The following is a 13,022-nucleotide window of genomic DNA, read 5'->3' as shown; positions in this document are numbered from 1 at the left end:
ACACAGATACAGTGAGTTCGTGATGAGCAGCGGCAAGCACTAAACCTTTCTTAACCAGTAAGCAGGAGAACCAGCATGCCTTTCGTCAGTGTACGTATTACCCGCGATGGTGTGACCCGGGAGCAGAAGGCCCAGGTTATCGCTGAAATCACCGACACCTTGAAGCGCGTCCTTGGTAAGCCTCCGGAGCTGACCCACATTGTGATCGAGGAAGTCGACACGGATAACTGGGGGTATGCGGGCATCACCACCACCGAGTATCGAAAAAACCAGTCGGGTTGATTGCCTGACAAGCCAAGACAGCCGTCCTCGGGACGGCTTTTTTGTAGGCACGAGGAAAGGATTGCTTACCATTTTGCGGTGTTATCCGCCGGCTCGAGCCGAGCCTTGGCGCTAGTCTCAACAGTCGCTGTGATGATTCAACACCGCGCCGGTTATCGGATTTTCCAGGGAATGTCGAGTCTTCGGACTCATTAACCTAACGGATGGGTTAGCATGAGATTATTCAGCTACAAAGGGTTTTCAATGGTGATCATGTTGCGCGATGAGCACTGCCCGCCGCATGCACATGTGGATGCCGGAACCTGGAGTGCGCGCTTCAAATTCAGCTTCTGGCACAACAGTGTCGAGCTGTGGGACGTGGTTCCTCATTCTCGCAGGCCACCTGTGGCGGTGCTGGAGGGGTTGCGTCACGCGCTCGGACAACCCGCTCATTTGCGCCGCGCTCGGTGTATCTGGTGGGACAAGTTGCACACGGTCTGCCTCGATCATCAGATATGGGACTGGCAAACCAGTGAAGTCGTGGTGGTAAAAAGGGTCGCCAGTACGACCTGCATGATTGGCTCGGCGTGCTATGAGCCCGAGACGAACAAGACCCTACTGGCGCTGATGGGCGTTCCGGAGGGCGTGGAGATCGAACTATGAAAACGATAACAGCAAAAATGTTGGTGGATCGGCCCGTCACCGAAGCCGTGCTGGATGAAGCCATCCAGCGTGGCCAAGTGCGCCACAAAGGCGGTCTGCGGGCGACTTCGGTGACCTTTGTGGAACCGTGTCTGGCGGTCAATTTCATTGATGGCAGTGGCGTGCTGTTGCCCGTGCAGCACTATCCGGAGTTCGATGATTTCGACGTCGAGGATTTCGCAGACCTGAAAGTCGGCTTTTCCGGGACAGCCCTTTGCCACGAGGGCAAGGATCTGCAGGTCTCCATCGCCGGGATGGTTTCGGCCAGCAAGCCGCTGATGGATATGGCCGCGTCGGTCATCGCCTCGCGTAATGGTCGCCAAGGCAGCGCCGCCAAGGCAGAGGCTGCGCGGGCGAATGGCCGTAAGGGCGGGCGGCCGCGCAAGACTGATATCACCCTTTAAACAGGCACAAAAAAGCCGTCGTGATGACGGCTGATTTGTTTCTGCCAAGGGCAATCAACGACGGGTCAACAACACCCCGGATTCCATGTGATGGGTCCACGGGAACTGGTCGAACATTGCGCATCGGGTGATGCGATGGGTGTCGTGCAACTGGGCGATGTTGGCCGCCAGGGTTTCCGGGTTGCAGGAGATGTAGAGGATGTTGTCGAAGCGACGGGTCAGCTCGCAGGTGTCCGGATCCATGCCGGCGCGAGGCGGATCGACGAAGACGCTACCGAACGCGTAACTCTTCAGATCGATACCGTGCAGACGACGGAACGGACGAACTTCGTTCAGGGCTTCGGTCAGCTCCTCGGCGGACAAACGCACCAGGGTGACGTTATCCACAGCGTTTTCGCTGAGGTTGCTCAACGCGGCGTTGACCGACGCCTTGCTGATTTCGGTGGCCAGCACTTTGCGCACGCGTGTCGCGAGCGGCAAGGTGAAGTTGCCGTTACCGCAATACAGCTCCAGCAAATCGTCGGTGCGATCGCCGAGTGAGTCGTAAGCCCAGTTGAGCATCTTCTGGTTCACGGTGCCGTTGGGCTGGGTGAACGCGCCTTCCGGCTGGCGATAGCTGAAGGTGCGACCGCCGACGTCCATCTGCTCGACCACGTAATCGTGACCGATCACTTCGCGCTTGCCCTTGGAGCGGCCGATGATGCTGACGTTCAGGTCAGCGGCCAGTTTCGACGCCGCCGCGTGCCAGTGCTCGTCCAGCGGGCGGTGATAGCACAGCGTGATCATCGCATCACCGGCCAGGGTAGTCAGGAACTCCACCTGGAACAGCTTGTGGCTCAGGGCCGCACTGGCTTGCCACGCTGTCTTCAACTGCGGCATCAACTCGTTGATGCGCAGGCTCGCGATCGGAAACTCTTCGATCAGGATCGGCGTGCGCTTGTCTTCCTGGGAAAACATCGCGTAGTGACGCTCGCCGGCTTCGCGCCACAGGCGGAATTCGGCGCGCAGGCGGAAGTTTTTCAGCGGCGAGTCGAACACCGCAGGTTCTGGCGCACCGAACGGGGCCAACAGGTCACGCAGGCGTGTGACCTTCTCTTCGAGCTGAACGGCGTAAGCCTGGGAATCAAAAGTCATGCGTTGAACCAACCCAACTTGATCACGAACAGAATCGACAGAATCACCAGCGCCGGGTTCAGCTCACGGGCGCGACCGGACAGCAACTTGATCGCAGTCCAGGAGATGAAACCGAAAGCGATGCCGTTGGCGATGGAATAAGTGAACGGCATGGCCAGAGCGGTGACCACGACGGGCGCGGCGACAGTGATGTCGTCCCAGTCTATTTCGGCCAGGCCGGATGTCATCAGTACCGCGACGAACAGCAGTGCAGGCGCGGTAGCAAAGGCTGGAATGCTGGCCGCCAATGGCGAGAAAAACAGCGCCAACAGGAACAGAATCGCCACGACAACGGCGGTCAGGCCGGTGCGGCCGCCAGCACTTACGCCGGCTGCGGATTCGATGTAACTGGTGGTGGTCGAGGTGCCCAGCAAGGAACCTGCCATGGCCGCGGTACTGTCGGCGATCAGGGCACGGCCCATTTTCGGCATGTGGCCGTCCTTGCCCATCAGGCCCGCGCGCTTGGCGACGCCGATCAGGGTGCCGGAGTTGTCGAACAGATCGACGAACAGGAAGGCGAAGATCACGCTGACCAGCCCGATGTCCAGGGCGCCCTTGATGTCCAGTTGCAGGAAGGTCGGGGCCAACGACGGTGGCATTGACATCACGCCGCCGAACGGGGTGACGCCCATTACGATCGACGCGATGGTCACTGCCAGAATGCCGATCAGTACCGCGCCGCGCACTTTCAGGGCTTCAAGCGCCACGATCAGGGCAAAGCCGAGGGTCGCGAGAATCGGGGCCGGTTGTTTCAAATCCCCGAGGCCGACCATGGTTGCCGGGTTGCTCACCACGATGCCCGCGTTATGCAGGGCGATCAGGGCCAGGAACAGGCCGATACCGGCGGCAATCGCCGAACGCAGCGGCAACGGGATACTGTTGATGATCCATTCGCGGATGCGGAAGATCGACAGCAAGAAGAACAGCACTGCCGAAATGAATACCGCTCCCAGCGCGACTTGCCAGGTGTGGCCCATGTGCAGGACCACGGTGTAGGTAAAGAAGGCGTTCAAGCCCATGCCCGGCGCGAGAGCGATCGGGTAGTTGGCGATCAGGCCCATCACCGCGGAGCCGATGGCGGCGGCCAGACAGGTGGCGACGAACACCGCGCCCTTGTCCATGCCGGTCTCACCGAGGATGCTCGGGTTGACGAACAGAATGTAGGCCATGGCCAAAAAGGTCGTGATGCCCGCCAGTATCTCGGTCCGCACGTTGGTGTTGTGTGCCTTGAGTTGAAACAGCCTTTCCAGCATGTCTGCTCCCCGTGGCGCGCCATGCGCCGTGAATGTATCGACCTCAACAGCAAAGCACAGACCGCTGCCGGCGCCTGGTAATTTTCTGTGGGTCGGAAAAAGCCGCGCATCATACCAGCAGCGTGGGGCTATGGCTGCTTATGGCTGCGATCGTCGTCGATGTTTTGCGCAAACGCCAAGTGCGCCATACTGCGCGCTGGTTTTGGGGGTGCTTATGTATTGCATGAATAAACGTCTGATTGCCGTATTCGCAATGGCGATCGCCATGCTCCTGGGGGCACACACCGCCTCGGCTGCATCGGCGGCACCGTTGAGTCAGATGAAGGTACTCAAGGTCGAGTCGCCGGTCTGCGGTTTTGAGGACATTTCGCAGGGGCAAGAGAAAACCCGCTGCGATCACAGTGGACCGAACATCAAGGTCTACGTGCTGGAAGTCGGTTACGGTCGTGGCGCGCATGTCGGGCTGGACGGTTTTGAGGTGAATGGCACCCGGACCCCGGTCTGTGCTTTTGATAACGGCAATCTGACCGAATGCACCGTCGGGAAAAAAACCATCGGCTATCTGTATGTCTTCGATTTAGCGGGTAAACAGGAAGGCACGTTCACCTTCAGTAACACGTCGATCAACGCGCCAGGCAATACACTGTCGACGCAGCTTTACATCAGGTAACGGCGGGCTCGAACAAGGGGCAGGAAAGCTGACTACGCTTTAAAGATCATTCAGTGGACTGCGCCCATGACCTTTAGAGCTCTGATTACCCTCGCCGAGGGCATCGATGACCTGCAATCAGTAACCCTGATCGATGTGCTGCGCCGTGCCAAGGTTGAAGTGGTGGTGGCCAGCATCGAGGGCCGGCGCATGCTCACCTGCGCGCGCGGCACCCGAGTGACGTCCGATGCGATGTTAGTGGACGTGCTGGCACAGCCGTTCGACCTGATCGTCCTGCCCGGTGGTGCCGTGGGGGCACAACATCTGGCGGCGCATCAGCCCCTGCAACAATTGATCAAGGATCAGGCGGCGGCCGGACGCCTGTTCGCTGGCATCGCCGAGGCTCCGGCGCTGGCGCTGCAAGCCTTTGGCGTATTGCGTCAGCGGCGCATGACCTGCCTGCCATCGGCCAGCCATCAACTGTCGGGCTGCAACTTCGTCGATCAACCGGTGGTGGTTGACGGCAACTGCATCACTGCGCAGGGTTCAGGGGCGACATTGCAATTGGCCCTGACGCTGGTGGAACAACTCTACGGCAAAGCCACGCGAGCGGCGGTGGCGGGGGAGTTGGTGGTCTAGAGAGTGCCCCGGACAAACTGCTTCAGGCCTTCACTTCCTCCACCGGCACATGCATGCGGTCGCGGTTAGCCAGGGTCGGGAACAGCTTGATCCACGTCCCGGTCACCACCAATGTGCCAATACCGCCCATGACCACGGCCGGCACAGTGCCGAACCAATGGGCGGTCAAGCCGGATTCAAACTCGCCCAACTGGTTCGAAGCGCCAATGAATAAACCGTTCACGGCACTGACCCGGCCGCGCATTTCATCCGGGGTTTCCAGTTGCACGAAGGAGGCGCGGATCACCATGCTGATCATGTCCGCCGCGCCCAACACCACCAACACCGCCAGGGAAAACCAGAACGAGGTCGACAGACCGAACGCAATGGTAGCGACACCGAACACACCCACAGCGGTGAACATGATCCGTCCGACTTTGCGCTCCACGGCAAATCTCGCCAGGTACAGCGACATCAGCAGCGCACCGACTGCCGGCGCTGAACGCAGCAGGCCCAGGCCCCAAGGGCCGGTCAGTAGGATGTCCTTGGCGAACACTGGCAGCAACGCCGTTGCACCACCGAGCAATACCGCAAACAAATCCAGAGAAATCGCCCCGAGAATGTCCGCACGACTACGAATGAAGCGGATGCCCGCCAGCAGCGAATCCAGGGTTGCCTTGCCTTTGTTCAGCGGTGTCTGCCGTGCAGGCAGGTTGAGCATCAGCAGGCAGGCGATGAGGTAGAGGATCACCGTCGGGCCATAGACCCAGACGCTGCCGAAGGCGTAGAGCAACCCACCGAGGGCCGGGGCCACGATAGTCGCCGATTGCTGTGCGGACTGGGCGGTGGCGACCGCGCGGGGGAACAGCGCGCGGGGCACGATGCTTGGCAACAAGGCCTGAGTGGTCGGCATTTCGAAGGCGCGGGCGGCACCGAGCAGGAACGCGAGGATGAAGATCATCTCCCGGGTGACATGGTCGGTCGCGCTACCGATGGCCAGCGACAGGGCGATCAGCGCTTGCAGGGACTGACAGATTGCCGCGACCTTGCGCCGGTCATAACGGTCCGCGACATGCCCGGTGTGCAGCATGAACAGTACTCGCGGGGTGAATTCCACCAGACCGACCAGGCCCAGGTCGAGCACATTACCGGTCAGTTGGTAGAGGTTCCAGCCAATGGCTACCGTGAGCATCTGGAAACCGCTGGCGGTAAATACCCGAGCCAGCCAGAACGCGATAAAAGGGCGGTGATGACGTAACAGCAAGGGTGCTTGGTTGGGCATCTGAGGGCCGGTCTTGAGCGAGGGAAGGGTCGAGACTATCACCAAGCTGTAACCAAAAGTTGCAGGTCTGGGAAATTCCGTTAGCTAGACACCGATATGCTTGGCCCGCATCGATGAGGCAACCTGTCACGCGGCAAAAGACCACACCGTCCATCGTCAAAAATGGGACTACTCTTTTAACGTTGCTTGATCCAGATCAAGACCGCTCGTGGAACTGATCCGGCGGCCAGATGGCCAGACTCCCTACGTTGTGATGTTTGTAAAAAAAGAACGAATGCAAATTCGCCACACTCCATATCCGTGGGGGCAGTGGGTGTAGGCCACAAGCCTTCAGCCGGTATTACCTGACAGAGGAAGACTTATGTTCGGTTTGGAGGCACTTGATCTTGCCCGGATTCAGTTCGCGTTCACCATTTCGTTTCACATTCTATTTCCCGCCATCACCATTGGCCTGGCGAGTTACCTGGCGGTGCTCGAAGGTCTGTGGCTGAAAACCCATAACGACATCTACCGCGATCTGTACCACTTCTGGTCGAAGATTTTTGCCGTCAACTTCGGCATGGGCGTGGTCTCCGGGTTGGTCATGGCCTATCAGTTCGGCACCAACTGGAGCCGATTTTCGGACTTCGCCGGCTCCGTGACCGGGCCACTGCTGACGTATGAAGTACTCACCGCTTTCTTCCTCGAAGCCGGTTTCCTCGGTGTCATGCTGTTCGGCTGGAACAAGGTCGGGCGCAATTTGCACTTCTTCGCCACGGTCATGGTCGCCATCGGCACGCTGATCTCAACCTTCTGGATTCTTGCTTCCAACAGTTGGATGCAAACACCGCAGGGTTATGAAATCGTCAATGGCCAGGTGATCCCGGTGGACTGGCTGGCGGTGATCTTCAACCCGTCGTTCCCTTACCGTCTGTTACACATGTCGACGGCGGCGTTTGTCGCGACTGCTTTCTTCGTCGGTTCCTCGGCGGCCTGGCATTTGCTGCGCGGCAAGGACAACCCGGCAATTCGCACCATGCTCTCGATGGCCATGTGGATGGCCTTGATCGTGGCGCCGATTCAAGCGGTCATCGGTGACTTCCACGGTCTCAATACGTTGAAGCATCAACCGGCGAAAATCGCCGCGATTGAAGGCCATTGGGAAAACCATGGCGATGAGCCGACTCCGCTGATCCTGTTCGGCTGGCCGGACATGAAAGAAGAGCGGACCAAATTCGCGGTAGAAATCCCGTATCTGGGCAGCCTGATTCTCACGCACTCGCTGGACAAACAGGTCCCGGCGCTCAAGGACTTCCCGCCTGAAGACCGACCGAATTCGACCATCGTGTTCTGGTCGTTCCGGATCATGGTCGGGCTCGGTTTCCTGATGATCTTCACCGGTTTGTGGAGTCTGTGGCTGCGTAAACGCGACAAGCTCTATACCTCGCGGCCGTTCCTGTACCTGGCGTTGTGGATGGGGCCGTCCGGTCTGGTTGCGATCCTCGCCGGTTGGTTCACCACTGAAATCGGCCGTCAACCGTGGGTGATTTACGGCCTGATGCGCACGGCAGACGCGTCCTCCAATCACAGCTTCATGCAGATGAGCATCACGTTGATCATGTTCGTCGTGGTCTATTTCGCGCTGTTCGGTGCCGGTCTGGGTTACATGATGCGCCTGGTGCGCAAAGGGCCAAAGATCGACGAAGGCAAGGAAACCAATGAGGGCGGTCCCGGCCAGAAACGCACACCGGCCCGTCCGCTGTCCGCTGCCGATGACAACGGTGACGGCGACCATCGCCCCAGCCTGACCAAGGAGATTTGACTCATGGGTATTGATCTTCCGCTGATCTGGGCCGTGATCATCATCTTCGGCATCATGATGTACGTGGTCATGGACGGTTTCGATTTGGGGATCGGGATTCTCTTCCCGTTCATTCCGGGCAAGACCGATCGTGACGTCATGATGAACACCGTCGCGCCGGTCTGGGACGGTAACGAAACCTGGCTGGTACTGGGTGGCGCAGCGTTGTTCGGGGCCTTCCCGCTGGCCTATTCGGTGGTGCTCTCGGCGCTGTACCTGCCGCTGATCTTTATGTTGATCGGGCTGATTTTTCGCGGTGTGGCGTTCGAGTTCCGCTTCAAGGCCCGGGACGACAAGCGCCATCTCTGGGACAAAGCGTTCATCGGTGGCTCGGTCGCAGCCACCTTTTTCCAGGGCGTGGCATTGGGTGCGTTCATTGATGGGTTACCGGTAGTCAATCGCCAATTTGCCGGTGGCTCACTGGACTGGTTGACGCCGTTCACCCTGTTCTGCGGCGTGGCGCTGGTCGTGGCTTATGCGCTGCTCGGTTGCACCTGGCTGATCATGAAGACCGAAGGCAAGTTGCAAGCGCAGATGCATGACCTGGCTCGACCACTGGCTTTCGTGGTGTTGGCCGTGATCGGTATCGTCAGCATCTGGACCCCGCTGGCCCACGCCGAGATTGCCGCTCGCTGGTTCACCCTGCCAAACCTGTTCTGGTTCCTGCCGGTGCCGATTCTGGTGCTGGTGACCATGTACGGTCTGATCCGCGCGGTGGCTCGCAATGCGCACTACACGCCATTCCTGCTGACCCTGGTGCTGATCTTCCTCGGCTATAGCGGTTTGGGCATCAGCCTGTGGCCGAATATCGTGCCGCCGTCGATCTCGATCTGGGACGCCGCCGCACCGCCGCAAAGTCAGGGCTTCATGCTGGTGGGTACGCTGTTCATCATCCCGTTCATCCTGGGTTACACCTTCTGGAGCTACTACGTGTTCCGCGGCAAGGTCACCCACGAAGATGGCTATCACTAGAGCACGCGACAGTGGCGCAGGGCTGAGACCTGCGCCATTTCTTCAGAGGAGATTGCGATGATGGCGGGTAAACATTCCTTGCAGGAAATCGAAGCAGCAGAGAAAAAGCCGCTCTGGCAGCGACTCGGCTGGCTGGCGATGATCTGGACCGGCAGCGTTGTGGCGCTGTTTATCGTGGCCAGTCTGATGCGCATGTTCATGAATGCCGCGGGTTTGACCACCCACTGATTTTTTGCCCGTTATTTGCGGGCTTTAAGGATCACGAATTTAGGTGTGGCCGCCACTTGCTCGACGCCGCGGAACAACCGCGCGAGCTTGCTGTGATAACCCAGATGACGGTTGCCGACGATGTACAACGCGCCGCCGACGACCAGCGCCTCTCGGGCCTGCTGGAACATGCGCCAGGCCAGGAAATCGCCGACGACTTGTTGTTGGTGAAACGGTGGGTTGCACAGTACGACGTCCAGAGACTGAGGTTCCTGACCCGCCAAACCATCGCCGGCACGTACGACCACTTCCCGATCACCCAGCGCCGCGCGCCAGTTTTCGGCTGCCGATTGCACGGCCATAAACGATTCGTCCACGAGCGTGTAGTTGGCCTCGGGGTTTTGCAGGGCGCTGGCGATGGCCAAAACCCCGTTGCCACAACCAAGGTCGGCAACCCGCGCCGAGCCGAGGTTTTTTGGCAGGTGCGGCAAAAACGCTCGCGTGCCGATATCCAGCCCTTCACGGCAGAACACATTGGCGTGATTCAACAGTTCGATTTCAGGGGCGTCGAGTCGGTAACGGGTCGGGTAGGGAGACACAACAGGTGTTTTGACCTCAGCGGTCGCGATCAATAGCCGAGCCTTCTTCACCGCCAACGAAGCTTGCACCGGGCCGATATAGCGTTCCAGTAGATCGCCCGCGGCGCGGGGCAAATGCTTGATCATCGCGCCAGCAATCACCTGAGCCCCCGGGGCCAGTTGGCCCTGCAAGCGGATCAATTGTTCTTCCAGCAAGGCGAGGGTTTTCGGGATCCGAATCAGTACCCGGTCAAAGGGGCCTGAAATGGGGTCGCTGGCGGGTACGCTCGGTACCGCATCAAACGGCAGACCGTTGCGGATCAGATTTTTTTCCAGTCCCTGTAAGGCCAGGAACGAGTCGCCGCTGCTGGTCACTTGAACCTTGCCCGCCAGGCTGGCGGCCAATGCGCCAAAGCTGTCGTTGAGCACCAAAACCCGAGTGTCGGCCGAGGATTGTTGGTCCGCGAGATGGGTGAGCAAGTATTCGTCTGCGGCATCAAACGCCTGCAGCGGTTCGTTCTGCTGCTCGGGCTGGCGGATCAGGTCGAGTCGGGCGAAGGGTGTTTCGAGCAAGGGCATGAGGCGGGGCTCTGGGTAATCAACGGGGTCATCAACAGGTGTCCCGCGGCCCAAGGGCGTTGTAGCGGGCAGGACCGTCCGAGTATACTGCGTCATGAAGGTTCACACGTCATCACTCAGAAGGGACCGCAAATGGTACGTTTTTTTCTTTTGGATTACTTGCAGGTTTTTTCGGTCAACGCGTCAGGCTGCTGTTTAGAAACCCGTCCTTGGTTGCTGCGATGACGGCCGAAATCTTGTTATTGACCCCCAGTTTCAGAATCGCACTTTGCACATGAAAATTGATCGTGCGTGCACTGAGATTAAGGATTCTGGCACTCTCATTCGCAGTCTTGCCATCCGCTGCCAGTTTTAATACATCGATCTCGCGGGGGGACAAATGCAGCGCCGGCGGCTTGGTCGATTTCCTGGGCAGTGTCTGTGTGATCAACGCATGCAGATGGCGCCCGATGAACACTGAGAAACCGAGACTTGCATACAGCTCAAACGCAGTGATCGGGCAATGGCTTCTGGCGAGGCTCAGAATGCTGCAAACACCACTGTCCTCATCATGGACCGATTGCGACCAGCCGTGCTGCAATCCTTGTTTCTCAAGCGCGTCCCACAACCACGGGGTCTTGGAAAAAAGTTCTTCGCTCCAAAGCACAGGCAACCTGGAGTGATTGCAGTGAGCGACTACTGGATCTATCGCGCTGAAATTATTGTGTTCATATTCAATGTTCCAGTCCGTAGGGTAGTTGTTGAGCTGGACGGTATTAAAGTGGCCGGTTTCTGTTGGGTATGTTGTTGAAATGGCGAAAAATTTAAAGCCTATATTTTTCGCGAAATCCAGTGCAATCCGGTACGCAGTCTCAAGCTCCGTTGCTCGTGATAATTGGTTGAGTTGTGATTCCTTCCACCTCTCCGTCGTGTGTCTCCAGGTGTGATATTACTTGCGGTTCATTTTGGATCCAAAAATCTGGCACGAGCCGAGTGTAGGATGTTTCCTTCGATTGTGTGAGACTTTTTGGTTCTGTTTTCGATTTTCAAACAAGTATCTGGCTCTAACGTCAGGGAGAGTTGGCGTAGATAAAAAAGTGACGGGTTTACTATGATCAGACGTGGAGTTGGATGTTAACTGAGGGGTTGATGTTAAGTCGTATGATGAAGTTAATGTGAATGAGGCCCTGGCTAAAGCCACTACAAATCACCGGTGTTTAATCACTCCGCTTTGCGGGACACTGTGGTTATCTGTTGAATGGAGCACCCCATGACTGCCAGTGCAGAAAAATTCACTCGCCAGACCTTGCTCGACGTCCAGTCGCTGACCCCCAGTCTATTCACGCTGCGGACTACCCGGGATCCGGGCTTTCGTTTTCGTGCAGGGCAATTCGCTCGGCTGGGCGTTACCAAGGCTGACGGCAGCACCGTATGGCGCGCCTATTCCATGGTGTCGTCGCCCTATGACGAGTTCCTCGAATTCTTTTCCATTGTGGTGCCAGGGGGGGAGTTCACCAGTGAACTGAGTCGCCTGGGAGTCGGCGATACGCTGCTGGTCGAGCGTCAGGCCTTTGGTTACCTGACGCTGGATCGCTTTGTCGACGGCGGTGATCTGTGGTTGTTATCCACAGGCACCGGCCTGGCGCCGTTTCTGTCAATCCTGCAGGACTTCGAGGTCTGGGAGAAATTCGAGCGAATCATCTTGGTTTACAGTGTGCGCGAAGCCCGGGAACTGGCTTATCAGGACCTCGTCAGCGGGTTGGCCCAGCGCGACTATTTAGCGGAGTTTGCGCACAAGCTGCAGTTCATTACCACGGTCACGCGCGAGCAGCATCATGGCGCTCTGAGCGGTCGGATCACTGAGCTGATCGAAAATGGCGAGCTGGAGCGGGCGGCAGGCCTGGCGCTGACGGCCGAGCACTCAAGGGTCATGCTCTGCGGCAATCCGCAGATGATCGACGACACGCGCAAATTGCTCAAGCAGCGCCACATGAACTTGAGCCTCAGTCGCCGACCCGGGCAAGTGGCGGTGGAAAACTACTGGTAAAAAAAACGGCGCCTCAAGGGCGCCGATTCTTGTTGTACTAAACCATTCAGGGCTGATTGTTCTGAGCCTTGAGTAGATCGCGGATCTCTCCCAGCAACTCTTCTTCTTTGGTCGGAACCGGCGGCAGCGTTGGCGCAACGGCCTCTTCGCGTTTCAGGCGGTTGATGGCTTTGACGCCCATGAAGATCGCGAAAGCGACGATGATGAAGTCAATCAGGCTCTGGATGAATTTGCCGTACGCCAGCACTACCGCCGGGATATCGCCGTTGGCTGCTTTGAGCGTGACGGCCAGGTCACTGAAGTCCACCCCCCCGATGAGCAGGCCAATGGGTGGCATCACCACGTCGCCGACAAACGATGAAACGATCTTGCCGAAGGCGGCGCCGATGATGATACCGACGGCCATGTCGACCACGTTACCTTTGACCGCGAAGGCCTTGAACTCACTGATCACGCCCATAGGTTATTCCCTTGTTAC

The 13,022-nt window shown here is 58.3% G+C and carries 14 protein-coding genes and 1 pseudogene; 9 read left to right on the top strand and 6 right to left on the bottom strand.

Annotated elements, in window-relative coordinates; all coding sequences use genetic code 11:
* Nucleotides 1-75 precede the first annotated feature (75 nt).
* From ACXPVS_RS12645 to ACXPVS_RS12635, 3 genes are all read left to right on the top strand, one after another.
* Nucleotides 76-282: a tautomerase family protein gene (locus ACXPVS_RS12645; RefSeq protein ID WP_123367741.1), complete on the top strand. Its 207-nt coding sequence runs from the start codon at nucleotides 76-78 to the stop codon at nucleotides 280-282.
* A gap of 213 nt (nucleotides 283-495) precedes the next feature.
* Nucleotides 496-924, top strand: coding sequence for a hypothetical protein (locus ACXPVS_RS12640; RefSeq protein ID WP_056744643.1), 429 nt, complete (start codon nucleotides 496-498; stop codon nucleotides 922-924).
* A complete protein-coding gene (locus ACXPVS_RS12635; RefSeq protein WP_458510228.1) occupies nucleotides 921-1,367 on the top strand; it encodes a DUF2442 domain-containing protein in 447 nt (148 codons plus the stop codon). Before ACXPVS_RS12640 ends, ACXPVS_RS12635 begins: the two co-directional genes overlap by 4 nt.
* Nucleotides 1,368-1,421: 54 nt before the next feature.
* On the opposite strand, the gene trmA is transcribed toward ACXPVS_RS12635, so the two are convergent.
* Both trmA and ACXPVS_RS12625 read right to left on the bottom strand, forming a co-directional pair.
* On the bottom strand, nucleotides 1,422-2,501 hold the full coding sequence (trmA, locus tag ACXPVS_RS12630) for a tRNA (uridine(54)-C5)-methyltransferase TrmA (RefSeq protein ID WP_458510227.1): 1,080 nt from the start codon (nucleotides 2,499-2,501) through the stop codon (nucleotides 1,422-1,424).
* Nucleotides 2,498-3,793, bottom strand: a complete 1,296-nt coding sequence (locus ACXPVS_RS12625) for an NCS2 family permease (protein WP_458510226.1) — start codon at nucleotides 3,791-3,793, stop codon at nucleotides 2,498-2,500. Before ACXPVS_RS12625 ends, trmA begins: the two co-directional genes overlap by 4 nt.
* Before the next feature lie 214 nt (nucleotides 3,794-4,007).
* On the opposite strand from ACXPVS_RS12625, the gene ACXPVS_RS12620 reads away from it, so the two are divergent.
* Together ACXPVS_RS12620 and ACXPVS_RS12615 are read left to right on the top strand one after the other, a co-directional pair.
* A complete protein-coding gene (locus ACXPVS_RS12620) occupies nucleotides 4,008-4,463 on the top strand; it encodes a DUF4879 domain-containing protein (protein WP_458510302.1) in 456 nt (151 codons plus the stop codon).
* 66 nt (nucleotides 4,464-4,529) lie between these two features.
* A complete protein-coding gene (locus tag ACXPVS_RS12615; RefSeq protein WP_458510225.1) occupies nucleotides 4,530-5,081 on the top strand; it encodes a DJ-1 family glyoxalase III in 552 nt (183 codons plus the stop codon).
* A 22-nt stretch (nucleotides 5,082-5,103) separates the two neighbouring features.
* On the opposite strand, the gene ACXPVS_RS12610 is transcribed toward ACXPVS_RS12615, so the two are convergent.
* Nucleotides 5,104-6,342, bottom strand: a complete 1,239-nt coding sequence (locus tag ACXPVS_RS12610) for an MFS transporter (RefSeq protein ID WP_458510224.1) — start codon at nucleotides 6,340-6,342, stop codon at nucleotides 5,104-5,106.
* A 361-nt stretch (nucleotides 6,343-6,703) separates the two neighbouring features.
* On the opposite strand from ACXPVS_RS12610, the gene ACXPVS_RS12605 reads away from it, so the two are divergent.
* The 3 genes from ACXPVS_RS12605 to ACXPVS_RS12595 are packed head-to-tail and all read left to right on the top strand — an operon-like array spanning nucleotide 6,704 to nucleotide 9,382.
* On the top strand, nucleotides 6,704-8,143 hold the full coding sequence (locus ACXPVS_RS12605) for a cytochrome ubiquinol oxidase subunit I (protein WP_458510223.1): 1,440 nt from the start codon (nucleotides 6,704-6,706) through the stop codon (nucleotides 8,141-8,143).
* Between the two features lie 3 nt (nucleotides 8,144-8,146).
* Entirely contained in the window at nucleotides 8,147-9,154 is a 1,008-nt protein-coding gene (gene cydB, locus ACXPVS_RS12600; protein WP_458510222.1) for a cytochrome d ubiquinol oxidase subunit II, read from the top strand.
* 60 nt (nucleotides 9,155-9,214) lie between these two features.
* Nucleotides 9,215-9,382 carry a DUF2474 domain-containing protein gene (locus ACXPVS_RS12595; protein WP_074880353.1) on the top strand — a complete coding sequence of 56 codons (168 nt, stop codon included), beginning with the start codon at nucleotides 9,215-9,217 and terminating at the stop codon, nucleotides 9,380-9,382.
* A gap of 11 nt (nucleotides 9,383-9,393) precedes the next feature.
* On the opposite strand, the gene ACXPVS_RS12590 is transcribed toward ACXPVS_RS12595, so the two are convergent.
* A complete protein-coding gene (locus tag ACXPVS_RS12590) occupies nucleotides 9,394-10,518 on the bottom strand; it encodes a methyltransferase (protein ID WP_458510221.1) in 1,125 nt (374 codons plus the stop codon).
* Nucleotides 10,519-10,693: 175 nt separating this feature from the next.
* Nucleotides 10,694-11,422 (bottom strand): annotated as a pseudogene (locus ACXPVS_RS12585) (autoinducer binding domain-containing protein); the annotation flags it as partial.
* Between the two features lie 345 nt (nucleotides 11,423-11,767).
* On the opposite strand from ACXPVS_RS12585, the gene ACXPVS_RS12580 reads away from it, so the two are divergent.
* A complete protein-coding gene (locus ACXPVS_RS12580; RefSeq protein ID WP_458510220.1) occupies nucleotides 11,768-12,544 on the top strand; it encodes a ferredoxin--NADP reductase in 777 nt (258 codons plus the stop codon).
* 46 nt (nucleotides 12,545-12,590) lie between these two features.
* On the opposite strand, the gene mscL is transcribed toward ACXPVS_RS12580, so the two are convergent.
* Entirely contained in the window at nucleotides 12,591-13,004 is a 414-nt protein-coding gene (gene mscL / locus ACXPVS_RS12575) for a large-conductance mechanosensitive channel protein MscL (protein ID WP_458510219.1), read from the bottom strand.
* Nucleotides 13,005-13,022: the final 18 nt, after the last annotated feature.

It is taken from the genome of Pseudomonas sp. Ma2-10 (genome assembly GCF_054330215.1).
Note: the sequence above shows the minus strand (reverse complement) of the source record. Positions and strands in the feature narration are given on the sequence as shown.